The organism is Streptomyces sp. NPDC059875 (genome assembly GCF_042731085.1).
Lineage (GTDB): Bacteria > Actinomycetota > Actinomycetes > Streptomycetales > Streptomycetaceae > Streptomyces.
Genome location: NZ_JBHWJZ010000017.1, coordinates 110,398 through 132,640 on the forward strand (window position 1 = coordinate 110,398; position 22,243 = coordinate 132,640).

At 72.0% G+C, this 22,243-nt stretch carries 26 protein-coding genes; 16 read left to right on the forward strand and 10 right to left on the reverse strand.

All coding sequences use genetic code 11. The features are described 5' to 3' along the window. Nucleotides 1-48: 48 nt before the first annotated feature. Nucleotides 49-966, forward strand: a complete 918-nt coding sequence (locus ACFV9D_RS21700; RefSeq protein WP_385148469.1) for an NADP-dependent oxidoreductase — start codon at nt 49-51, stop codon at nt 964-966. 94 nt (nt 967-1,060) lie between these two features. Here the strand turns inward: ACFV9D_RS21700 and ACFV9D_RS21705 are convergent, their stop codons facing one another. The 3 genes from ACFV9D_RS21705 to ACFV9D_RS21715 all read right to left on the reverse strand — a co-directional run bounded on the left by ACFV9D_RS21705 (nt 1,061) and on the right by ACFV9D_RS21715 (nt 4,785). After that, complete coding sequence (locus ACFV9D_RS21705) at nt 1,061-3,148, reverse strand: FtsX-like permease family protein (RefSeq protein ID WP_385148472.1); 2,088 nt, start codon at nt 3,146-3,148, stop codon at nt 1,061-1,063. Then, a complete protein-coding gene (locus ACFV9D_RS21710) occupies nt 3,142-3,885 on the reverse strand; it encodes an ABC transporter ATP-binding protein (RefSeq protein ID WP_385148475.1) in 744 nt (247 codons plus the stop codon). The genes ACFV9D_RS21705 and ACFV9D_RS21710 overlap by 7 nt, the downstream gene beginning before the upstream one ends. Nucleotides 3,886-3,972: 87 nt before the next feature. Further along, nucleotides 3,973-4,785, reverse strand: coding sequence for an NAD(P)H-binding protein (locus tag ACFV9D_RS21715; RefSeq protein ID WP_385148478.1), 813 nt, complete (start codon nt 4,783-4,785; stop codon nt 3,973-3,975). A gap of 79 nt (nt 4,786-4,864) precedes the next feature. Here ACFV9D_RS21715 and ACFV9D_RS21720 point away from each other — a divergent pair, with 79 nt between their 5' ends. Together ACFV9D_RS21720 and ACFV9D_RS21725 are read left to right on the forward strand one after the other, a co-directional pair. Beyond that, nucleotides 4,865-5,254: a winged helix-turn-helix transcriptional regulator gene (locus ACFV9D_RS21720; protein ID WP_385148481.1), complete on the forward strand. Its 390-nt coding sequence runs from the start codon at nt 4,865-4,867 to the stop codon at nt 5,252-5,254. Continuing rightward, complete coding sequence (locus tag ACFV9D_RS21725) at nt 5,233-6,381, forward strand: DUF2786 domain-containing protein (protein ID WP_385148484.1); 1,149 nt, start codon at nt 5,233-5,235, stop codon at nt 6,379-6,381. Before ACFV9D_RS21720 ends, ACFV9D_RS21725 begins: the two co-directional genes overlap by 22 nt. 82 nt (nt 6,382-6,463) lie before the next feature. On the opposite strand, the gene ACFV9D_RS21730 is transcribed toward ACFV9D_RS21725, so the two are convergent. From ACFV9D_RS21730 to rpmB, 3 genes are all read right to left on the reverse strand, one after another. After that, nucleotides 6,464-7,393: an NAD-dependent epimerase/dehydratase family protein gene (locus ACFV9D_RS21730; protein WP_385148487.1), complete on the reverse strand. Its 930-nt coding sequence runs from the start codon at nt 7,391-7,393 to the stop codon at nt 6,464-6,466. Nucleotides 7,394-7,623: 230 nt separating this feature from the next. Then, nucleotides 7,624-7,929: a 30S ribosomal protein S14 gene (rpsN, locus tag ACFV9D_RS21735; protein WP_385148489.1), complete on the reverse strand. Its 306-nt coding sequence runs from the start codon at nt 7,927-7,929 to the stop codon at nt 7,624-7,626. Then, complete coding sequence (rpmB, locus tag ACFV9D_RS21740) at nt 7,929-8,165, reverse strand: 50S ribosomal protein L28 (protein ID WP_385148492.1); 237 nt, start codon at nt 8,163-8,165, stop codon at nt 7,929-7,931. Before rpmB ends, rpsN begins: the two co-directional genes overlap by 1 nt. Nucleotides 8,166-8,228: 63 nt before the next feature. Between rpmB and rpmG the strand changes: the two genes are divergently transcribed. From rpmG to ACFV9D_RS21765, 5 genes are all read left to right on the forward strand, one after another. Beyond that, complete coding sequence (gene rpmG / locus ACFV9D_RS21745) at nt 8,229-8,393, forward strand: 50S ribosomal protein L33 (RefSeq protein ID WP_017949758.1); 165 nt, start codon at nt 8,229-8,231, stop codon at nt 8,391-8,393. A gap of 7 nt (nt 8,394-8,400) precedes the next feature. Beyond that, on the forward strand, nt 8,401-8,655 hold the full coding sequence (locus ACFV9D_RS21750; RefSeq protein ID WP_385148495.1) for a type B 50S ribosomal protein L31: 255 nt from the start codon (nt 8,401-8,403) through the stop codon (nt 8,653-8,655). Next, a complete protein-coding gene (locus ACFV9D_RS21755; protein WP_385148498.1) occupies nt 8,655-9,794 on the forward strand; it encodes a CobW family GTP-binding protein in 1,140 nt (379 codons plus the stop codon). The genes ACFV9D_RS21750 and ACFV9D_RS21755 overlap by 1 nt, the downstream gene beginning before the upstream one ends. A gap of 3 nt (nt 9,795-9,797) precedes the next feature. Beyond that, a complete protein-coding gene (gene rpsR / locus ACFV9D_RS21760; RefSeq protein WP_137988604.1) occupies nt 9,798-10,037 on the forward strand; it encodes a 30S ribosomal protein S18 in 240 nt (79 codons plus the stop codon). Nucleotides 10,038-10,193: 156 nt separating this feature from the next. Next, nucleotides 10,194-10,406, forward strand: a complete 213-nt coding sequence (locus ACFV9D_RS21765) for a DUF397 domain-containing protein (protein ID WP_361856175.1) — start codon at nt 10,194-10,196, stop codon at nt 10,404-10,406. 58 nt (nt 10,407-10,464) lie between these two features. Here the strand turns inward: ACFV9D_RS21765 and ACFV9D_RS21770 are convergent, their stop codons facing one another. Further along, the gene (locus ACFV9D_RS21770; RefSeq protein ID WP_385148501.1) at nt 10,465-10,968 is read right to left on the reverse strand and encodes an ATP-binding protein; all 504 of its coding nucleotides are present in this window, start codon (nt 10,966-10,968) and stop codon (nt 10,465-10,467) included. A gap of 290 nt (nt 10,969-11,258) precedes the next feature. Between ACFV9D_RS21770 and ACFV9D_RS21775 the strand changes: the two genes are divergently transcribed. The 7 genes from ACFV9D_RS21775 to ACFV9D_RS21805 all read left to right on the forward strand — a co-directional run bounded on the left by ACFV9D_RS21775 (nt 11,259) and on the right by ACFV9D_RS21805 (nt 18,216). Next, nucleotides 11,259-12,131 (forward strand): helix-turn-helix domain-containing protein, encoded by an 873-nt coding sequence (locus ACFV9D_RS21775; protein WP_385148504.1) that lies wholly within the window; start codon nt 11,259-11,261, stop codon nt 12,129-12,131. Between the two features lie 81 nt (nt 12,132-12,212). Next, entirely contained in the window at nt 12,213-13,670 is a 1,458-nt protein-coding gene (locus ACFV9D_RS21780) for an aldehyde dehydrogenase family protein (protein ID WP_385148507.1), read from the forward strand. A gap of 106 nt (nt 13,671-13,776) precedes the next feature. Next, complete coding sequence (locus tag ACFV9D_RS21785) at nt 13,777-14,316, forward strand: DinB family protein (protein ID WP_385148510.1); 540 nt, start codon at nt 13,777-13,779, stop codon at nt 14,314-14,316. A 49-nt stretch (nt 14,317-14,365) separates the two neighbouring features. Further along, nucleotides 14,366-15,007 carry a PadR family transcriptional regulator gene (locus ACFV9D_RS21790; RefSeq protein WP_385148513.1) on the forward strand — a complete coding sequence of 214 codons (642 nt, stop codon included), beginning with the start codon at nt 14,366-14,368 and terminating at the stop codon, nt 15,005-15,007. Between the two features lie 90 nt (nt 15,008-15,097). Further along, nucleotides 15,098-16,045, forward strand: coding sequence for an ATP-binding cassette domain-containing protein (locus ACFV9D_RS21795; RefSeq protein ID WP_385148516.1), 948 nt, complete (start codon nt 15,098-15,100; stop codon nt 16,043-16,045). Continuing rightward, nucleotides 16,042-16,806, forward strand: a complete 765-nt coding sequence (locus ACFV9D_RS21800; RefSeq protein ID WP_385148519.1) for an ABC transporter permease — start codon at nt 16,042-16,044, stop codon at nt 16,804-16,806. Before ACFV9D_RS21795 ends, ACFV9D_RS21800 begins: the two co-directional genes overlap by 4 nt. Before the next feature lie 363 nt (nt 16,807-17,169). Further along, the gene (locus tag ACFV9D_RS21805; protein ID WP_385148522.1) at nt 17,170-18,216 is read left to right on the forward strand and encodes a WD40/YVTN/BNR-like repeat-containing protein; all 1,047 of its coding nucleotides are present in this window, start codon (nt 17,170-17,172) and stop codon (nt 18,214-18,216) included. Between the two features lie 13 nt (nt 18,217-18,229). Here the strand turns inward: ACFV9D_RS21805 and ACFV9D_RS21810 are convergent, their stop codons facing one another. The 3 genes from ACFV9D_RS21810 to ACFV9D_RS21820 form a co-directional block, all read right to left on the reverse strand. Beyond that, on the reverse strand, nt 18,230-19,639 hold the full coding sequence (locus tag ACFV9D_RS21810) for a glutamate decarboxylase (RefSeq protein WP_385148525.1): 1,410 nt from the start codon (nt 19,637-19,639) through the stop codon (nt 18,230-18,232). Nucleotides 19,640-19,662: 23 nt separating this feature from the next. Continuing rightward, nucleotides 19,663-20,955, reverse strand: coding sequence for an ion channel protein (locus tag ACFV9D_RS21815; RefSeq protein ID WP_385148528.1), 1,293 nt, complete (start codon nt 20,953-20,955; stop codon nt 19,663-19,665). A gap of 63 nt (nt 20,956-21,018) precedes the next feature. Further along, nucleotides 21,019-21,387 carry a YbjQ family protein gene (locus ACFV9D_RS21820; RefSeq protein ID WP_385148531.1) on the reverse strand — a complete coding sequence of 123 codons (369 nt, stop codon included), beginning with the start codon at nt 21,385-21,387 and terminating at the stop codon, nt 21,019-21,021. Between the two features lie 158 nt (nt 21,388-21,545). Between ACFV9D_RS21820 and ACFV9D_RS21825 the strand changes: the two genes are divergently transcribed. Beyond that, nucleotides 21,546-22,241 carry a DedA family protein gene (locus tag ACFV9D_RS21825; RefSeq protein ID WP_385148534.1) on the forward strand — a complete coding sequence of 232 codons (696 nt, stop codon included), beginning with the start codon at nt 21,546-21,548 and terminating at the stop codon, nt 22,239-22,241. The last annotated feature ends 2 nt before the right edge of the window (nt 22,242-22,243 follow it).

The window sequence follows — 22,243 nt, forward strand, 5'->3', positions numbered from 1 at the left end:
AGGAAGGGGTCGTCGATCGAAGCTGGAGGCCGACCTGAGGAGGATGCGATGGAAGCGATCGTGTACGACGAGTTCGGCGGCCCGGATGTGCTGCGCCACGAGACCGGGGTCGCGGTGCCCGAGCCGGCCCGCGGCGAGGTCCGGGTGAAGGTGGCCGCGGTCGGCGTCAACCCCTTGGACCACAAGCGGCGTTACGGCTGGGTCGAGGCGTTCTACCCGACGACCTTCCCGGCCGTCCCCGGCCTGGAGTTCGCCGGGACGGTCGACGCGCTGGGTCCGGATGTGACCGGTGTCGAGGTCGGCGACGAGGTGTTCGGCTGGACGACGACCGGCGCCTACGCCGAGTACGCCCTGGCCGAGGTCTTCGCGCCCAAGCCGGCCGACCTGACCTGGGAGCAGGCGGCGAGCCTCCCGGTGGCGGGCGAGACCGCGCAGCGGGTCCTCGACCTGCTCGGGGTGGTCTCGGGCGAGACCCTGCTCCTGCACGGCGCGGCGGGCGTGGTCGGCTCGGTGGCCGTCCAGCTCGCGGTGGCGGCCGGGGTGACCGTGATCGGCACGGCCTCGGAGCCCAACCACGCGTACCTGCGCTCGCTGGGCGCGATCCCGGTGACGTACGGCGACGGCCTCGCCGACCGCGTCCGGGCGGCCGCGCCCCAGGGCGTCGACGCGGTCTTCGACGCGGCCGGCCACGACACGCTGCCGGTCTCGATCGAGCTGCTGGGCGGCGCGAAGGAACGGATCGTGACGATCGCGGCGACGGACGCGGAGGAGCACGGGATCGTCTTCAGCGGCGTGAGCGCGAGCCCGGACCGGGTCCGCGCCTGGATCACGGCCCAGGCCCGCCTGGCCGCCGAGGGCCGCCTCTCCGTCCGCCTGGCGGAGACCCTGCCCCTGAAGGAGGCGGCCCGCGCCCAGGAACTCAGCGAGTCGGGCCATGCGCGCGGCAAGCTGATCCTGCTGCCGTAGGGGTGCCGAGCGGATCCCGGGCCGGGCCCATGCAGGGCGGGGCGGTGACCCGGCTCCGACCCCGGTCACCGCCCCGTCCACCCACCTTCGCCGCTCAGCGCGTCGCCCGCCACGCGGGGAGCGCCGAGGCGGCCATGGCGACCGCCGCGCACGCCCCCGCCGCCGTCCCGACCGCGGCCCACGGGACCGTCAGGGAGACCGGCGCGGACAGCGCCGCGAGCCCCGCACCGAGCGCCCCCAGATTCACCGCCGTCACGGCGAGACCGAGGACCGCGCCGATCGCCACGGCCAGGCCCGCCTCACCCGTCACGACCCGCAGGATCTGCGCCCGCGTGGCGCCGGCCAGCCGGAGCGAGGCCAGCTCCCCGCCCCGTACCGACGTCGCCATCAGCAGCGTGTTGGCGAGCGCGATCACGGTGTAGACGAGCGCGATGCCGAGGACCAGGAGCAGCCCGAGCCGGGTCTGCGGGCTGGTCGCGGGGTGCGTGGCGGCGGCCCACTCGTCCGCCGTGCGCACCGTCCCACCCGCCGCCGCGAGGGCCTCCGGCGCCACCCCGCGCGCCTCGATCCGGTCCACCGCCGCGCCCGGCGCGTTGGCCCGGGTCACGTACGGCCCGTTGTCGCCCGTCCCGAGCGCCAGGACCGCCACGATCCGCAGCCGCACCGGTCCGCTGCCGTCCGCGCGCCACACCTCGACCTGCTCGCCGACCGTCCGCCGCTCCCACTCCTCGTTGACGACGATCGACCGGTCGTCGAGGTCCCGTACGTCCCCGGCCACCACCGGCAGCCGCGCCAGGTCCGCGAAGGCCGCCGGGTCGGAGACCGCCCGCGCCCCGTACTTCACGAGCGCCTCGGCCCCGTCCCGTACGAAGACGGACGTCGTCGCGGTCGCCGAGGTGCCGGGCACGGGCCGCAGGTCCTCGCCGCTCACCACCCACTCCGCGGCCGTCTGCTCCCGCGCCTCCGTCGCCTTCGTGCCGGTCACCGTCGTCGCCGAGCCCAGCAGCGAGCCGGCAAGGGCCACTGTGACGAGGACGGGCGCGGCGACGGCGGCGGTACGGCGTACGGCCGCCGCGCTGTTCTCCCGGACGAGCATCCCCACGGCCCCCGGCAACCGCAGGGCGCGCGCCACCGGCCGGACGAGCAGCGGGGCGAGCAGCGCGACGCCGGTGATCAGGAGCATCGGCAGGGTTGTGTACGTCTTGCGCTTGAGCAGCTCCGACGGCTCGGTGGCGTACGTCCACACGAGCAGCCCAAGACCCGCCGCCAGCAGCCCGCCGCCGAACAGCGCCCGGCCGAGCGGCAGGACGTCGGTGTCGACGTCCGCCTCGCGCAGTGCGGCCGTCGGGCCGACCTTCCCGGCCCTGCGGGAGGCGGCGACCGCCCCGGCGAGGGCCACGGTCACCCCCGTCCAGAAGGCGGCGTGCAGCGGCCAGCCGGCGTCGCCGATCGCGAACCAGTCGGGGGCGAGAGCGCCGTCGACGAGCACCCGCGCCAGCCACGGCGCACCCCACGCGCCCAGCGCGCACCCGGCGGCCGAGGCGAGGACACCGACGCCCGCGGCCTCGGCGAGCAGCATCCGACGCACCTGGCCGGGGGTGGCCCCTGCGGTGCGCAGCAGCCCGAACTCCCGCCGCCGCAGGGCGACCGCGAAGGCGAAGGTGGAGGCGACGACGAAGACGGAGACGAAGGTGGTGACGCCACCGGCGGTGCCGAGGAGGGAGTTGAGGGCGACGAGCGCCTCGGCGTCCTGCTCGGGCTCGGGGTCGGCGAGCCGCCGTTCGTTCCCGGTGAGGACCTGGCCGCGGTCGCCGACGAGGGTTCGGATCTCGGCGGCGGGACCGTGCACGCCGACGGCGTCGGGGCCGCCGGCGGTGGTGACGGTCCAGCGGGCCTTCAGCTCGCGCAGCAGTTCGGTGTCCACAGGCTGTGGACGGTCGAGCCTCCTCGAGACGGAGGCCGTGTCCGGCCCCCGCCGGACGTCGACGGTGACCGCGTCCTTCCCCTTCACGACCACCGGCGCGGACGCGAACCGCTGCGGTTGGCGCTCCGGTGCGTCGAAGGTCGAGGCGAGGCCGAGGCCCATGACCGTGAGGAGCCCGACGCCGAGGGCGAGGGCGACGAAGCTGCCGAGGAAGGCGGCCCAGCGGGCGCGCAGCCCGGAGAGGACGACGGTCAGCATGCCAGGGCCCCCGTCTCGAGGCCGGCCATACGGGCCGCGACCCGCTCGACGGTGGGCTCGTGCAGCTCCCCCTCGACCCGCCCGTCGACCAGGAACACCACCCGGTCCGCCCGCGCCGCCGCCACCGGGTCGTGCGTCACCATGACGATCGTCTGGCCGTCCCGGTCCACCAGCTCCCGCAGCATCGTCAGCACCTCACGGCTCGTGGTGGAGTCCAGGGCGCCGGTCGGCTCGTCCCCGAAGAGCACCGCCGGCCGGGTGATCAACGCCCGTGCGATCGCCACCCGTTGCTGCTGTCCGCCGGACAGCTCCCCGGGTCGGTGTTTCTCCCGTCCGCCGAGCCCGACCCGCGCCAGCGCATCCCGCACCTCGGTACGCGACGGGCGCCGCCCGGCCAGCCGCAGCGGCAGGGCCACGTTCTGCGCGGCGGTGAGCGAGGGCAGCAGGTTGAAGGACTGGAAGACGAAGCCGATCCGGTCCCGCCGCAGCAGCGTCAGCCGCCGCTCGCTCAGCCCCTCCAGGGCGACCCCGCCCACCTCGACCGTCCCGCCGGTCGGCCGGTCGAGACCGGCCGCGCACTGCAGCAGCGTGGACTTGCCGGAGCCCGATGGCCCCATGACGGCGGTGAAGGTCCCGGTACGGAAGTCGAGGTCGACGCCGTCCAGGGCGCGGACGTCGCGGTGATGGCGGCGGAGGCCGGTGAGCCGAACGGCGGTGTCGGAGTGCGTCGTTGTCATGGCTCAAGCGAACCGTTTTCGCGCCCGGGGCTCACGACCACTGGAGGGCGTATGCGGGGTATGCCTGGCCCTACCCCGCCGTACGTCCTACCCCTTGCGTACGGCTTCCACGAACACATCGAGCGCGTCCAGCGGCTCCCGGCCAAGGAGCTCGCGCAGGCTGCTCTGCACGCCCGTACCGTCCATGAAGCCGTGCGCGATCGCCGAGTACGTCCCCGTCAACATCGGGACCTGGAACGACTCGGCTCCCGAGGCGGCGATGGCGGCCCGCGCCTCGGCGAGCGTGCCGGGGGCGTACTCGGCGCCCAGCGCCCGCGCCAGGTCGGCCCCGCCCAGCGGGCGTTCGCCGACGAGCTCGTACGTGCGCCCGGCGTGCACGGCCGGGGCGGTGGCGACGGTGACCGCGATCTCGGCGAGGTCCTCGCGGGCCACGGCGGCGAGCCGGCCCTCGCCGAGGGGGCCCGTGATGCGGTTGTCGGCGTCCGGGGTCGCGATCCAGGTGAGGAACTCGGCGTACAGCCCGTTGCGCAGGACCGTCCACTCCGCGCTCGACCGCTGGAGCCGCCGCTCGGTCCAGCGGTGCGCGAGGGAGTACGTGAGGTGGTCCCCGTCGCCGGAGAGGCTCGTGTAGACGATGTGGCCGACCCCGGCCGCCTCGGCGGCGGAGATCGCGGCCTCGTGCCGGGCGATCACGGTGTCGTCCTCGCCGTACCCCGCCGAGATCAGCAGCAGGGTGTCCACCCCGGCGAAGGCTCCCGGCAGGGTGGCGGGCTCGTCGAAGTCGACGAGGCGGGTGCCGGACAGTCCGGCGCGCGTGCCGAGGACGACGTCGTCACGGCCGGCCAGACGCCCTGCGACGAGCGAGCCGAGGCTGCCGGAGACACCGGTGACGAGCAGCATGATTCCCCCTGATTTCGTGATCGTGTTCGATGAGGACCATCCTGGAGGCAGCGCGCGGATCCTGTAAGGAGGCACATTGATGTCAGCGGGGAACACCGAGGTAACCACCGACCCCGTGGTGAGCTGCGCGGAGGAGTGCGGTGTACGGGATGTGCAGGACCGGCTCGGCGACAAGTGGACCGTGCACGTCGTGGTCGAACTGGCGCCGGGGCCACGGCGGTTCAGGGAGCTCCAGCGTCTGGTCACCGGCATCTCGCAGCGGATGCTGACGCTCACGCTGCGCCGCCTGGAGCGGGACGGCCTGGTGACGCGGACGGTGCATCCGACGACGCCGCCGCAGGTGGAGTACGCGCTGACGGAGACGGGGCACAGCATGACGCACCTGATCAAGCAGCTGATCGACTGGTCGCTCGACCACCGCGCGGTGATCGGGCGGGCGCGCGAGGAATGGGACGCGAAGCAGGCGTGAGTACGACGAGGAGCACGGTCGAGAGGGCCTTCGAAGCCCTGTACACGGACGACGACACGGCCCTGGACTCGGCGGCGTCGCTGCTCGCGGCGGACCGGGCGTCGGACGCGGAACTGACGCGCCGTGGCGAGGAGTTCGTACGGCGGGCATGGGAGCGGGGCTGGCAGCCGGGGGACCTCGTACGGCTGTTGCGGCGGGAGCTGGCGGAGGAGCACGTCAGGCTGGCGGGCGGCCTGATCGCCGCGGAGACGGGACGCTACGAGCGCCTGCCGTCGCGCTGGGCGGCACAGCTCGCCGACCTGGACACGACCCCCGCCCGGGCGGACCGCTTCTCCGCGGCGACGACGCACCTGGAGCTGTACCGCCTGCTGGTCAGGCTGCCGTCCCTGGAGCCGGTGGGCCCGGTCCCGGGAGACGCGCTCCCGGTCGCCGTGGCGGGGGAACCGCGGATGCTGACGCGCGTGCGCGCCCTGCTCGCGAAGGCGGAGGCGACGGGCTACCCGGAGGAGGCGGAGGCGCTGACGGCCAAGGCGCAGGAGCTGATGGCCCGCCACAGCCTGGACGAGGCGGCGCTGGAGTCCCGTACGCCCTCGGGGGACACCCCGGGGGCGATCCGGATCGGGGTGGAGCCGCCGTACGAGCAGGCCAAGGCGATCCTGCTGGACGCGGTGGCCACGGCGAACCACTGCCGGGCGGTGTGGAACGAGGCGTACGGCTTCTCGACGGTGGTCGGCTTCGAGGCGGACCTGGATCCGGTGGAGCTGCTGTACACCTCGCTCCTGGTCCAGGGCACGGCGGCGATGACGCGGGCGGAGGCGGAGCAGCGGGCGGGCGGCCGGAAGCGCACGAAGTCCTTCCGCCAGTCGTTCCTGCTCGCCTACGCCAACCGCCTGGGCGCGCGCCTGGCGACCACCTCCCGCCGCGTGGCGGCCGAGGCCCCGACCCTCCTCCCGGCGCTCGCCTCCCGCGAGGTCGCGGTCACCTCCCGCGCGGACGAGATGTTCCCGGAGACCCGCACGACCCGCGTCCGCGCGATGTGGGACGAGGCGGGCTGGACCCACGGCACGACGGCCGCGAACGCGGCGGGCCTGGGGCGCGGGCACCGGGAGATCCCGGAGAACGGCTGACGATTCGGGGCGGGGGCGGTCCGGGCGGTTGATCGGTCGAGCCGTCAGCCGTCAGCCGTCGGCCCGTCGGCCCGTCGGCCCGTCAGCTCTGAACCGACCGACCCGTCGCCAGCGCGGCGAGCCCCGCCGCGCAGTCCGCGTACCGCGGCGTCCAGCCGAGCTCGGCCGCGGCCTTGGCGTTGGAGACGCACAGGCTGGTGGTGAACACCTTGTGCGCGTACGACATCGGCCGGGTCAGCCACGCCGGAACGGTCATCGGCCTCGGGGTGCCGAACACCTCGGCGACCGCGTGCACATGCGCGCCGAAGCCCATCGGGACGTCGTCCACGATGTTGTACGCCTGCCCCGGCCGCCCGCCCTCGACCGCCAGTGCCACCGCGCGCGCCGCGTCCCGCAGGTGGACCCACGGCAGCACCCTGCCCCGGTCGACGACCGCCGGCAGCTTCCGCTTCCGCAGCAGCTCCACCACGGCCTCGGTGCCGCCGGGCCCATAGAACACGCCGAACCGCAGCGCCACGCCCTCGATGCCCTTCTCCCCGAGCATCAGGTCCTCCTTGATCCGCATGGCGTCCACGTGCCGCTGGGACGGCCGGTCAAGGCCGGTCGGCCCGAAGACGTCCTCCTCCGTGATCACCCGGTCCCCGAAGTCCCCGTACCCGTACCCGAACACCATCGACTCGGCGATCATCCGCCGCGCCCCCGTCGCGCGCGCCGCCTCGACGAGATGGGCCGTGCCCTCGATCCGCAGCGCGTCGGTCGCGGCCATGTCCCGGTGCTTCATCGGAGCGTCGCGCAGGGCGGTCGCCGCGTGCACGACGGTGTCGATCTCCAGCCCGTCCACCGCCCGCAGCAGCCGATCCCGGTCCATGAGATCGGCGACGACCTCGTTCTCCGCCCCTCGCCCAAGCCCCAGCACGGTGTGTCCGGCCGTGGTGAGCTCCGCGGCGACGTGGCGTCCGAAGACCCCGCTCGCCCCTGCCAGCAGCACGTTCTTCGTGTCAGTCATGCTCATGCGACGAGCATGGGCGCCCGGACGTGACATCTCCGGAAGCGACCCGAGTCACAGGGCCGGTGGGGTAAGTATCTGGTTCGCCCTGACCTGCCCGATGCCCTCATCGAGGCCACCACTCCGAAGCGCACCTGACGCGCCCCGGCCCCGAGCCCTGACGCGCCCCGGCCCCGAGCCCTGGGGGGCCCGGGGCGAGCCTCGCGCCCCGGGCCCCACGGGCCGCCCCGCGCCCGTTACCAGGACGCCTTGCGTACCCCCGGCAGGAAGCCCGCGTGGGCCTGCTCCCGCAGGCGGACGCGGGAGATTCCGAACTTCCGCAGGTGCCCCCGCGGCCTGCCGTCCACCGCGTCACGGTTGCGTACCCGCGTGGCGCTCGCGTCCCGGGGCTGGCGCTGCAACTCCCGCATCGCCGCCTCGCGTTCGGCCTCCGGCGTGGACGGCCTGCGGATGATCTCCTTCAGCTCGGCCCGCCGTTCGGCGTACCGCTCCACCACGGTCTTCCGGCGCTCGTTGCGCGCGATCTTGCTCTTCTTCGCCATCAGACCTTCACCCCCCGCCCGCGGATCCGGGCCACCGCGGCCTCGATCCCGATCGTGTCGACGGTCTTGATCGCGCGGGCGCTCAGCGTCAGCCGGACGTACCGGCCCTCGCTGGGCAGCCAGTAGCGCTTCTTCTGGATGTTCGGGTCGAAGCGCCGTGACGTACGGCGGTGCGAGTGCGAGATGCGGTTGCCGAAACCGGGCTGCGCGCCGGTCAGCTGGCAGTGGGCGGACACGGGTGACCTACCTCTCCGAGGGATTATTGGTAATGGGAACCATGTTCATTTACTCTACACACCATGGCCCGCAACGAACTCCGCCCGATCATCAAGCTCCGGTCCACCGCCGGCACCGGCTACACCTACGTCACCCGCAAGAACCGCCGTAACGACCCCGACCGCCTCACCCTGCGCAAGTACGACCCCGTCGCCGGCCGGCACGTCGATTTCCGAGAGGAGCGCTGACCACCCCATGCAGCACGACATCCACCCCCCGTACGGCCCCGTCGTCTTCCGCGACAAGGCCGGTGACTTCGCCTTCCTCACCCGCTCCACGATCACCAGCGCCAAGACGGTGGTGTGGGAGGACGGCAACACCTACCCCGTCGTCGACGTCGAGATCTCCTCGGCGAGCCACCCCTTCTACACCGGCACCGCGCGCGTCCTCGACACCGCCGGCCGGGTGGAGCGCTTCGAGAAGCGGTACGGACGGCGCGAGGCTCGCTGATGTCCGCAGGCCTCTCCGTCGCCCTGGTCGGAGGACTCCACTCCGACGCCCGCCGCGCCGTCGTGGACCGGCTCCTCGCCACCGTCCCCGGCAGCGTCGCGCTCCACCACGACCTCGCGACGGCCCCGGAGACGGGGACGGTCGCCCGTACCGTCCGCGACACCACCGGCGTCCTGTCCACCGACGAGACCCCGCTCGTCAACGACTGCGCCTGCTGCGCGCTGCGCGAGGACCTCGTCCCCGAGCTCCAGCGCCTCGCCGACTCCGGACTGACCCGCCTCGCGGTGGTCGAACTCTGGGACTCGGTCGAGCCCAAGGCGATGGCCGAGGTCGTCGCCGCGGCCGGGCTCCGGCTCACCGCCGTGATGACGGCCGTCGACCCGGCCCTGGTCCTGCCCTACCTCGGCAACGGCGACGACCTCGCCGATGCGGGCCTCGCGGCCGCCGCCACCGACCAGCGGACCGTCGCCGACACCTGGGCGCGCCAGCTCGAGTACGCGCCCGTCCTTGCGGTGGTCGACAACGCCGACGCGGACGACGAGGACCGGGCGCTGCTCGCCCAGCTCCACCCCACCGCCCGGCGTATCCCCGTCGAGTCCGGTACGGAGCTGGCCGCCGCCGCGCTGGCCGGTTTCGACGTCGAGGCCGCCGCGGCCGCGCAGCACCCGGCCTGCGCGCTGCTGCCCCAGGAGGCGGACCAGAGCGGGGTGGCCACCTACGTCTGGCACCACACCCGCCCCTTCCACCCCGAGCGGCTGTACGCGGCCCTGGAGGACCTGACCTGCGCCGCGGCCCGCAGCCGGGGCCGGTTCTGGCTCGCCGACAGGCCCGACACCCTGCTCCACTGGGACGCCGCGGGCGGCGCGCTCTGCGTCGAGAGCGTCGGCCCCTGGCTGGCCTCGCTTCCTGACGCCGCCTGGGACATGGTCCCGCCCGTCCGCCGGGCCGCCGCCGCCCTGGACTGGCACCCCGAGCACGGCGACCGCTGCCAGCACCTGGTCTTCACCTCGCCCGGCCTGGACCGCGAGGGCCTGGCCGAGGTCCTCGACTCCTGCCTGCTCACCGATGCCGAGTACGCCGCGGGCCGCGACGCCTGGAAGCAGCTCCCGCCCGCCTTCGACAACCTCCTGGAGGTCTGACCCGTGCCCCCCAAGTCCCCCCGCAAGCCCGCCAAGCCGCGCCCCAACCCCCTGGACCGCGACGGCATCACGTACATCGACTACAAGGACACCGATCTGCTGCGGAAGTTCATCTCCGACCGGGGGAAGATCCGGAGCCGTAGGGTGACACGGGTGAGCGCGCAGCAGCAGCGGCAGATCGCCCGGGCCGTCAAGAACGCCCGGGAGATGGCACTCTTGCCTTACTCGTCGGTAGCTCGCTGAGTGCACTGAGTCGCGTAGTCGCTACGCCACCCCGCGTGCACGTGCATCTGCTCATGCATTGGCATATGAACACAGCTATGATCCGAGGAAGTTGACACCTGCACCAAGCATCTCGGGGAGCTACCAGTGCATCATGCGCATCGCGCGTACAACGGCATGGCGGCCACGGAGCTTCATGGTGTCGTGTGGCAGAAGAGCCGGCACAGCAACTCCCAGGGATCCTGCGTGGAGTTCGCCAAGCTGCCCGGTGGCAACGTTGCCGTGCGCAACTCGCGCCACCCCGACGGTCCCGCTCTGGTCTACACGCCCGCCGAGATAGAGGCGCTGCTGCTCGGCGTCAAGGACGGCGAGTTCGACCACCTGGTGTGACGTACGCGTACGAAGGGCCCCGGCACATGCCTGCCGGGGCCCTTCGTGTGTACGCATGTCACTCCGGCCCGAGCCGGAACAGCGCCCAGACCACCTTGCCCTGGAGCGTCCCGGCCAGCGGGTGCCATCCCCAGCCGTCGCTGAAGGAGTCGACCAGGAACAGCCCCCGGCCGGACTCCGCGGCGAAGTCCTCGTCGCCCTCGCGCGCCTCCGGGCTGCGGTGGCTCGGATCCCGTACCGCGCACACCAGGCGGCTCGTCCAGCGCATCAGGTGCAGGCGGACGGACGGAGCGTGCCGGTCGTCGTCGTCCTGGGGCGTGTCCGACGGCAGCGCGTGGCGCAGCGCGTTGGTGACGAGTTCGGAGACGACCAGGGCGACGTCGTCGAAACGGTCGGTCAGGTCCCACTGCGCGAGCGTCGACTGGGTGAACTTCCGTGCGCCGCGCACCGCTTCGTAGCGGGGTGGCAGGGCGCAGGAGGCGGAGTTGGAGACGGCCGCGACGTCGATCGGAGGAAGCCCCTGCCGTAACGGCTCGAGCATGGTCGATCCATTCGTCCCCATGCGAGGCACTCCCGGGAATCGCGACTGTGGTGCGACAACACGAACGAGTACGCAGCTGCGCGGGGTCCATGGTTCCGAATGCGACCAAGGGATGCAAGGGCAGATGCACGTGCACGCGCCGGACCTGTCCACCCCCGTGCCGATTCTGTGCATATCTTCTGCCGACTACTTTCGTCTTGATCAGGAAGTCGCCCTGAACTTGCCCTCTTTCCGTAATCGAATGTGTACGCGCTGAAGCGTTTAGTGGCAGAATCCGGGGGCCCGAGACCCGCGAAGGAGAGGCTGGAGCCGTGACCGCAGTCGAATCGAGCGGAGCGAGCGGGAGCGTGGTGCGGCGCATCCTGCTGGGTTCGCAGCTGAGGCGGTTGCGCGAATCGCGCGGCATCACCCGCGAGGCGGCCGGCTACTCGATCCGCGCGTCCGAATCCAAGATCAGCCGTATGGAGTTGGGAAGGGTGAGCTTCAAGGCGAGGGACGTCGAGGACCTGCTCACGCTCTACGGCGTCAGTGACGAGACCGAGCGCGGCTCGCTCCTCGGGCTGGCCCGTGAGGCCAACGTGGCCGGGTGGTGGCACAGCTTCGGCGACGTGCTGCCCGGCTGGTTCCAGACGTACATCGGCCTGGAGGGCGCCGCCTCCCTGATCCGTGTCTACGAAGTCCAGTTCGTGCACGGCCTGTTGCAGACCGAGGCGTACGCGCACGCCGTCGTCTCCCGCGGCATGCCCGGCGCCCCGCGCGCCGAGATCGAGCGCCGCGTCGCGCTCCGCCTGGAGCGCCAGAAGGTCCTCGTCTCCGAGCGCGCCCCGCACTTCCACGCCGTCCTCGACGAGGCCGCGCTGCGCCGTCCCTACGGCGACCGGTCCGTGATGCAGGGGCAGTTGAGGCATCTCATCGAGATCTCCGAGCACCCCAACGTGACGCTCCAGGTCATGCCCTTCAGCTTCGGCGGGCACGCCGGCGAGAGCGGCGCGTTCACCATGCTGAGCTTCCCGGAGTCCGACCTCTCCGACGTCGTCTATCTGGAGCAGCTGACCAGCGCCCTCTACCTCGACAAGCGCGAGGAGGTCGCCCAGTACGCGCGCGTCATGGAGCGGTTGCGCGCGGACAGCCCCGATCCGGCCGAATCCCGTGATCTTCTCCGAGGACTCCTTCAACTCTCGTAGGACGTCAGTACGATGACGTGACATCAGATGTCAGTCGTCACAGTCGCCACGTCCGCCACCGCGGGTTAAGGGGTCTCGTACATGTCCTACTTCACCGAGCTCGCCCACCAGTACATAGACGGCGAGTGGAAGCCCGGCAGCGGCTCGTGGGACATCATCGACTTCAACCCGTACACCGGGGAGAAGCTCGCCTCGATCACCGTCGCCACCGCCGGCGAGGTCGACCGCGCCTACCGCGCGGCCGAGCGCGCCCAGCGCGAGTGGGCCGAGACCAACCCGTACACCCGCCGGCTCGTCTTCGAGCGCGCCCTGCGGATCGTCGAGGAGCGCGAGCAGGAGATCGGCGACACGATCGTCGCCGAGCTCGGCGGTACGCGCCTGAAGGCGGCGTTCGAGCTGCACCTCGCCAAGGAGTTCCTGCGCGAGGCGATCCAGCTGGCGCTGCGCCCCGAGGGCCGGATCCTGCCCTCCCCCGTCGACGGCAAGGAAAACCGCGTCTACCGCCTCCCGGTCGGTGTCGTCGGCGTCATCTCGCCCTTCAACTTCCCCTTCCTCCTGTCGATCAAGTCGGTCGCCCCGGCGCTCGCGCTCGGCAACGCGGTCGTCCTCAAGCCGCACCAGAACACCCCGATCTGCGGCGGCACGCTCGTCGCGAAGGTCCTGGAGGAGGCCGGCCTTCCGGCCGGACTGCTGAACGTCGTCGTCACCGACATCGCCGAGATCGGCGACGCGCTGCTGACCCACCCGGTCCCGAAGGTCATCTCCTTCACCGGCTCCGACAAGGTCGGCCGCCATGTGGCCACCGTCTGCGCGCAGAACTTCAAGCACGCCGTCCTCGAACTCGGCGGCAACAGCGCGCTGATCGTCCTCGACGACGCCGACGTCGACTACGCGGTGGACGCGGCCGTCTTCAGCCGCTTCGTGCACCAGGGCCAGGTCTGCATGGCCGCCAACCGCATCCTGGTGGACCGCACCCTGGAGGCGGAGTTCACCGAGAAGTTCGTCGCCAAGGTGAAGACCCTGCGCGTCGGCGACCCGGCTGACCCCGCCACGCACATCGGCCCGCTCATCAACTCCCAGCAGGCGGAGTCGGTGTCGTCCGTCGTCGAGCAGGCGGTGGCCGGGGGCGCGACCGCCCTGCTGCACGGCTCGGCGGACGGCAACGTCGTCTCCCCGTCGGTGCTGACCGGCCTCGCGGCCGACGCGCCCGTGCTGAGCCAGGAGATCTTCGGCCCGGTGGCGCTCATCGTGCCCGTCGACGGCGAGGAGGAGGCGGTACGGATCGCCAACGACACGCCGTACGGCCTGAGCGGCGCCGTCCACACGGGTGACATCGAGCGGGGTGTACGCGTCGCCCAGCGCATCCACACCGGCATGATCCACATCAACGACGGCACCGTGCACGACGAGCCGATCGTGCCGTTCGGCGGCGAGAAGCACTCGGGCATCGGCCGGCTGAACGGCGACGCGATGATCGACGCGTTCACGACCCAGAAGTGGATCTCGATCCAGCACGGCCGGAGCCGCTTCCCCTTCTAGGACCGTAGCTGTCCGCAAGGCTCCGTAGCGTGGTGGGTGTCGGGAGGAGGAAGAGCTTCCCCGGCACCCACGAGTCGTTCTTACGCACATGGAAGGCGGACCTCTCATGGTTGCTTTTGTTCCCGCTGAGGCCCAGGGCGATGAGCGCGGGGCGTTCCTCACCTTCATCGAGGCCCAACGGGCCGCGATCCGCCGGGCCGCCCTCGGTCTCACCGAGGAGCAGGCGGCGAGCCGCCCCAGCGCCAGCTCGCTCAGCCTGTCCGGGCTGATCAAGCACGTCGCCGAGGTGGAGCTGACCTGGCTCCGGCTGGCCCAGCAGCGACGGAACGAAAAGCACCGCACCGAGGAGACCTGGGGCGACGGCTTCCGACTCGTCGACGGCGAGACCGTCCCCGAGGTGCTGGACTTCTGGGAGGGCGTGGCGAAGGAGACCGAGGAGTTCGTCCGGTCCGTGCCGAGCCTGGACGACACCTTCCCGCTGCCCCCGGCCCCCTGGTTCCCGAAGGACGGGCGGGTCTCGATGCGCTGGATGCTGCTCCACCTCGTCCAGGAGATCGGTCGGCACGCGGGGCACGCGGACATCGTCCGGGAGTCCCTCGACGGCAAGGACTCGTTCACGCTGATCACGGAAGAGGCGGGCCTCTGAGAGGCGGGACCGCCGTACCCTAGTCAAAATTGACTAGGAGGTGGCGAGGGTGTCAGCGATCCGGCTTCTTGTTCTGGGTGCGGTCCGCCAGCACGGGCGGGCCCACGGCTACCAGGTCCGCAACGACCTGGAGTTCTGGGGCGCGCACGAGTGGTCCAACGCCAAGCCCGGCTCGATCTACCACGCGCTCAAGCAGATGGCCAAGCAAGGTCTGCTGCACGCGTACGAGATCGCGCCGAGCACGGCGGGCGGCCCGCCGCGTACCGAGTACGAGGTGACGGAGAAGGGCACGGAGGAGTACTTCGCGCTGCTGCGCGAGGCGCTGACCACGTACGACCAGAAGATGGACGTCCTGTCGGCGGGGATCGGGTTCATCGTGGACCTCCCCCGGGCGGAGGTCGTGGGGCTGCTGCGTGAGCGGGTGCGGGCGCTCGACGCGTGGCGGGCCGCCGTCACCGAGTACTACACCCCGGAGGGCGGCCCGCAGCAGCTCGGGCACATCGGCGAGATCATGCACCTCTGGGTGCACTCGGCGGACGCCGGCAAGGAGTGGACGCTCGGCCTGATCGAGCGGATCGAGGCGGGTGCGTACTCCTTCGCGGGGGAGGGCGGGGAGCCCTTCGTGGGAGTGCTCGCCGAGGGTGAGGAGAACCCGTTCGCGACGGGGTCACCGGACGAGTATCACGACTAATCAAGTTTGACTAATCGATGTGGCGGGCATACCTTCCCTCGGTGGTCAAATTTGACTACTGGGCCGCTCGGCCCGGCTGGAGGGAAACGGATGACTGACGCGATCGTCGTCGATGGCGCGCGGAAGCGGTACGGGGACAAGCAGGCGCTCGACGGCCTCGACCTGGTCGTCGGCGCCGGCACGGTGCACGGGGTGCTCGGCCCCAACGGCGCGGGCAAGACCACGGCGGTGCGGATCCTGGCCACGCTGCTGCGGCACGACGAGGGCGTGGTGCGGGTGGCGGGCTTCGACGTCCGGACCCGGGCGGCCGAGGTGCGGCGCCGGATCGGGCTGCTCGGTCAGCACGCGGCCGTCGACGAGGAGCTCGGCGGCCGGCAGAACCTGGAGATGTTCGGGCGGCTCCACCACCTGGGTGCCAGGCGGGCCGGCGTGCGGGCCGACGAACTCCTGGAGCGCTTCGGGCTCGCGGACACCGGCCGCAAGCCCGTGAAGCAGTACAGCGGCGGGATGCGGCGCCGACTCGACCTCGCGGCCTCGCTGGTCACGGAGCCGGAGGTGCTCTTCCTCGACGAGCCCACGACCGGACTCGACCCGCGCGGCCGGGGCGAGGTGTGGGAGTCGGTGCGCTCGCTGGTGGGCGGCGGGACGACCGTCCTGCTGACCACGCAGTACCTGGAGGAGGCCGACCAGCTCGCTGACCGGATCTCGGTCGTCGACCGCGGCCGGGTGGTCGCCGACGGCACGGCCGACGAACTGAAGGCCAAGGTCGGCGGGGACCGGATCGACGTCGTCCTGCGGGACGGGCGGCGGCTCGCCGAGGCGGCACGGCTGCTGCCGGTCTTCGGACCGGAGGTGAGCGTCGACGCGGACCGGCGCAGGATCAGCGCCCCGGTGACGGACCGGATGGCCGCGCTGGCCGAGACCGTGCGGGCCCTGGAGGCGGCCGGGATCGAGGCGGAGGACATCGCCCTGCGCCGGCCGACCCTCGACGAGGTCTTCCTGCACCTGACCGATCGTGAGAAGGAGGCGGCGGCATGAGCGCGGCGTATGTGATGAGCGACTGCTGGACCATGACCCGGCGGGAGCTGGCCCACTGGGCGCGACAGCCGGTCCAGGTGGTCGTCGGGCTGCTCTTCCCGATCATGATGCTGCTGATGTTCGGCTACCTCGTCGGCGGCGGGCGGGACGTCGAGGGCGCGTACGTCGACTACCTCGTCCCCGGAATGCTCACGCTGACGATGGTCTTCGGCCTCGAAGGCACGATGACGGCCGTCACCCAGGACCTGAACAAGGGGGTGATCGACCGCTTCCGCTCGATGCCGATGGCCGACGGCGCGGTGCTCGTGGGGCGTTCGGTCGCCGACATGCTCCAGTCCGCGGCCGGGCTGCTGCTGATGATCGGCGTCGGGTACGCGATCGGCTGGCGGGCGCACGGCGGCTTCGGCGCCTCCCTGGGGGCCGTGGGACTGCTGCTCCTGCTGCGCTTCGCGATGCTCTGGATCGGCATCTTCCTCGCGCTGGTCGCGGGCCGGGCGGAGCTGGTGATGGCCGTGCAGATCCTGGTCTGGCCGATCGGCTTCCTCTCCAACGCCTTCGCCTCGCCCGAGTCCATGCCGGGGTGGCTGGGCACGGCCGTCGAGTGGAACCCGATGTCGGCGACCGCGACGGCGGTACGGGACCTGTTCGGCAACCCGGGCGGGGAGCCGGGGCATGTGATGGCGGCGGTGGTGTGGCCGCTGCTGCTGCTCGCGGTCTTCTTCCCGCTGGCGGTACGGAAGTTCAGGCGGCTGAGCGCGTAGTCCCTTTGCCTGGAGCCCTGCGCCGGGAGCCCTTCGCCTGGAGCCCTGCGCCGGGAGGTGGGAACCCGAAGCGGTCGAGCGGTGTAACTAAGGCAGACGGTTCACCGCGGACCGGGCGAAGGGACAGGGGGACGGGCGATGCGCAGGCTCTACGGGGTGGCCGGCGCCGTCGTGGCGCTGGTGTTGACGGCTTGTACGGGTGTGGGTGCGGGGGCTTCGGGGTCGGGGTCGCCCGTGTCGGGGTCGCCGGGTTCGGCGGGCGCGGGTTCGGCGGGCTCGGGTGGGAGGGCCTCGGGTGGGACGCCGGCCCCCGGTTCGGGCGCGTCGGCCGTCCCGCCGCCGCGGATACCGTCCGCGCCGCAGGTGCCCGGGTGGTCGCACGCTCCGGGGTTCGCCGCCGACGGCAGCGGCTTCGTGCTGCTCGCGGACTGTGTGACGGACGAGAAGGTGCCGGCGAACGGCTTCTGCCGGCAGCACGTGGCCGTGCTCGACCGGGGCGCGAAGAGCTGGGTGCTGCGGAAGTCCCCGCTGCCCGAACTCCGGGGGACGGACGGCGTCTCGGCGAACCTGCTGGTGCTCGGGCCGGGACGCGCCCTGATCGAGGAGGGCGGTGCCGAGCCGGAGACGCAGCGGACCTGGTTCACGAGGGACGGCGGGCGGAGCTGGCGCCAGGGCGACCGGAGGACGGTCGGCACGACCGCGGCGATACCGGCCGGGGCCGTGCTCACCACCGACTGCGCGCAGCCCGCCGGGTCGTCCGTGGACGACTGCGCCCGGGAGCGGCTGGTCGTGATCTCCCCGCAGGACGGGAGGCGGCGGGCCCTCGCCAAGGGGCCGCTGCTCGGGGCGCACCCGAGGCCGGCCGAGGTCGCGGAGCCCGACGGCTCGTGGTGGGCCTCGGGGACCGACCCCCTCTCGGGGCGGGCGGCCGTCGCCGTGTCGCGGGACGCGGGCCGCAGCTGGTCGGTGAGCCGGCTGCCGAGCCCGACCGCCGAGCCCGGCCGGCACACCTCCGTCGTGGTCGGCCGGGACGCCGTCTACGCGGCGGAGATGGGGGAGCTGAAGGGCGGCGAGCCGGTCAAGAACCCCATGCGGGCGCTGCACCGCTCGCGGGACGGCGGCCGGACCTGGGAGCGGATGTGGACGACGGGGCCGATGGTGGAGCCCCGCACGCTCCTGGGGCTCCCCGTGCCGGGCCCGGGCGGCCGGGTGCTGATCGGGGCCGAGGGCCGGGAGTACGTGAGCGTCGACGGCGGCCGCAGCTTCCGCCCTTCGGGCGAGGGCACGGGCTACACCCGCCGTACGCCGGTCGGGCTGCTCCGCCACAGCACCGGCTGCCTCTACGACATATCCGTCGACGGCGAGCGCTGGGCGGAGTTCAGCCTGGGCTGCGAGGGCGAGACCCCCTGAGCCCGTCTCCCGCTCAGTGGTGGAAGGAGGTGGCGGCCGCCCTGTCGCCGGTCGGGCCGGGCTGACGCCGCAGGTCGGGCATGACCTGGTTCAGGTCCTCGAGGAACAGCCCCGCCAGGTCGGCCGAGAAGCCGTTGCGGCAGACCACCCGCAGCACGGACAGGTCCTCCCGATTGGCCGGGAAGGTGTACGCCGGGACGAGCCAGCCGCGCTCCCGCAGCCGGCGCGAGACGTCGAAGACGTCGAAGCGGCTGATGTCGGGGGCGGTGGTGAACGCGAAGACCGGCAGCTGGTCGCCGCGGGTGAGGAGGCGGAAGTCGCCCATCGCTTCGATCCGTTCGGAGAGTCCCCGGGCGACGTCTCGGGTGGTCTGCTGGACCGCCCGGTAGCCCTCCCTGCCGAGTCGCAGGAACGTGTAGTACTGCGCGACGACCTGGGCGCCCGGCCGGGAGAAGTTGAGGGCGAAGGTGGGCATGTCGCCGCCGAGGTAGTTGACCCGGAAGACGAGTTCCTCGGGGAGTTCGGCCGGCGAGCGCCACAGTGCCCAGCCGACGCCCGGATAGACCAGGCCGTACTTGTGACCGGAGGTGTTGATCGAGCAGACCCGAGGCAGCCGGAAGTCCCAGACCAGGTCCTCGTCCACGAAGGGGGCGATCATTGCGCCCGACGCTCCGTCGACGTGGACGGGGATGTCGAGGCCGGTCCGTTCCTGGAGGGCGTCGAGCGCGGCACAGATCTCCGCGACCGGCTCGTAGGAGCCGTCGAAGGTCGAGCCGAGCACGGCGACCACGCCGATGGTGTTCTCGTCGCAGAGCGCGGCGGCCGACTCCGGGTCCAGGTGGAAGCGGTCGCCCTCCATGGGCACGAGCCGGGGCTCGACCTCCCAGAAGTTGCAGAACTTCTCCCAGCAGACCTGGACGTTGATGCCCATCACCAGATTGGGCCGGGCGCTGCCCGGGTAGCGCTCGGCGTTCCTCTTGGCCCAGCGGCGCTTGAGGGCCATGCCGGCGAGCATGCACGCCTCGCTGGAGCCGGTGGTGGAGCAGCCGACGGCTGTCGAGGGGTCCGGGGCATGCCACAGATTGGCGAGCATGGCCACGCAGCGCCGTTCCAGTTCGGCGGTGCGCGGGTACTCGTCCTTGTCGATCATGTTCTTGTCCCGGCACTCGGCCATCAGGACGCCGGCCTGGGGCTCCATCCAGGTGGTGACGAAAGTGGCGAGGTTGAGCCGGGAGTTGCCGTCGAGCATCAGCTCGTCGTGGACCACCTGATAGGCGCTCATGGGCGGCAGCGGACCGTCGGGGAGCTGGTGGCGCGGTGGTGCCTCGGTCATGCCGCCGACCGGATTGGCCTGGCCGTAGAAGGGGTTGAGGGCGAGGTGCCGGTCGGGCTCGGGCTCGGCGGGACCCTTGTGCAGCGGCATGAGGACTCCATTCGGGGGATGGTTCAGTGCAGGGGGGCGCCCGACTCGTCCAGTTCGAGCTGGGGGTGGCCGGTGACGACCAGCCAGGCAGGCAGGGAGGCCAGACAGAGCAGGGGGATGATCTCGGGCGAGGTGGTGAGGACGGCGCCGACGAAGAGGCTGACCCACCCCTGCCGGGTGGTCGCGAGCAGCACGCCGAGGACGGCGGAGGAGATCGCGACGGCCGGTTGGATCTCCGGGACGAGGGCCTGGGCGAGCATCCCGAAGGCGACGCCGATGAACACCGCGGGGAAGATCCGGCCGCCGATGAAGCCGCACGAGGCGGCGACCAGCAGGGCGGCCAGCTTGACCACGGCCATCCTGGCCAGCTCGCCCGAGGACCACCCACCGATGTTCGAGGTGAGCTCCTTGGCCTGCTCCAGGCCCTTGAAGAGCGTCAGATGTCCGCCGAGCGCGCCCAGCAGGCCGAGGACCAGTCCGCCGGCGGGGAGCATCAGCATCGGGTGCCGCAGCCGTTTGAAGGCCCGGTGGACGTAGGGGAGGCCGTAGCAGCAGAGGAGGCCGAAGAGGGCCGCGACGGTGGCGACGACCATGGCGGCGAGCAGATCGCTCCACCCCGGCTCGGTCAGCGGGGGCAGCGACATGTCGAAGCTGGGATGCGCCAGGAGGGTCGTCGTCATCGACCCGGCCCCGGCGGCGACGAGCGGCGCGAAGAGCCGGTCCCACAGGGAGCCCTGCCCCTTCGGTTGGTGGGTGAGGGCCTCGGAGATGACGAGGGCGGCGGCCACCGGGGTGCCGAAGAGGGCGCCGATGGTGGCGGAGGAGGCGAGCACCACCCACATCGCTCCCGGTACGGCCGGCAGGGCCTTGCGGCCGATCCAGTAGGCGAGTGCGACATTGGCCGCGATGATCGGGTTCTCCGGGCCGAGGCTGACCCCGCCGGCCAGCGTGAGCGTGGCTGCGATCAGCAGGCCGGGGAGCACCGCGAGGGCCAGCGGGCTGCCGCCGAGGCCGGTCGAGGAAGGATCGGGGCCCGCGTGCCCGGGCATCTTCCAGACGACGAGACCCACCGCGATCCCGGTCGCGGTGAGCATGACGATCATCCAGAGGGAGGAGTAGCCGCCGATGCCCAGGGCGTCCGGAAGGGTGTCCCACAGCACGTGCTCGAACTCTTCGGAGACCCACTCGATCGCGAGGAAGAGCAGACTCGCCAGCACGCCCACCACGAGGGCGGGCAGGACCTGCGGCAGCAGGACACGGGCGGGCGACTTGGGGACGGGGGGCGGGGGCCCGGACGTCGGGGTATCGGTGACCACCGCCCCACCATAAGTGCACAAAAGCCGCATAACACCCGGAGAGTTGGGGGTGTCGCCGTCCGATCAGGCGCGAGGTGCGATCACCGCCGCCGTGCCGTACGCGCACACCTCCGTCCCCACGTCCGCCGCCTCCGTCACGTCGAACCGGAACATCAGCACGGCGTTGGCGCCGCGCGCCTTCGCCTGTTCCACCAGCCGATCCATGGCCTGGTTGCGGGTCTCCACCAGGGTCTTCGTCAGACCCTTCAGCTCGCCGCCGATCATCGACTTCAGGCCCGCGCCGATCTGGCTGCCCAGGTGCCGCGAGCGCACGGTCAGCCCGAAGACCTCGCCGATCACCTGCCGGACCTCGTAGCCGGGAACGTCGTTCGTCGTGACGACCAGCACGTCGGACTGCGGCCCCTGACCGCCTCCGTACTCCTCGATGCCCATACGCATCCACCTCCAGGCCACCAGCCTCGGCTCGGCCGCCCACGCTCGCATCCCGGCGGGGCCCGATGAGACGCTTATGGAACCCGGAGTCGTAAGAAAGCGTTGATACTTTGGGGCAGCCGTCCCATGCCCCCACCAACCGCAGGAGCCCGGAACCCGTGAATACGCTTGCCCTCGGACCGAGCTGGCTGGACCCGGACTATCTGATCCAGACCTTCGGCCTGATCGGTGTCCTCGTCATCGTCTTCGCCGAGTCCGGCCTGCTCATCGGGTTCTTCCTGCCCGGCGACTCGCTGCTCTTCACCACCGGCCTGCTGGTCACCACCGGCAAGCTGGACCAGCCGCTGTGGCTCGTCTGCACCCTCGTCGTGGCCGCCGCGATCATCGGCGACCAGGTCGGCTACCTCTTCGGCCGCAAGGTCGGCCCGGCCCTCTTCAAGCGCCCGGACTCCAAGCTCTTCAAGCAGGAGAACGTGGAGAAGGCGCACGAGTTCTTCGAGAAGCACGGCCCGAAGTCGCTGATCCTGGCCCGCTTCGTACCGATCGTGCGGACGTTCACCCCGATCATCGCCGGTGTGAGCCGGATGAACTACCGCTCGTTCATCACGTTCAACATCATCGGCGGCGTGCTGTGGGGCGCGGGCGTGACCCTCCTCGGCGCCTCCCTCGGCAAGATCGACTTCGTGCACAAGCACATCGAGGCGATCCTCATCCTGATCGTGCTGATCTCGGTGATCCCGATCGTGATCGAGTACCTCCGCGCCCGCTCCCAGTCCAAGAAGGCCCGGGCCGCCGAGGGCGACCACGCCACCCAGGACGCCCCCGCCGAGCGCGGCCGCCACGCCAAGCGCTAGAG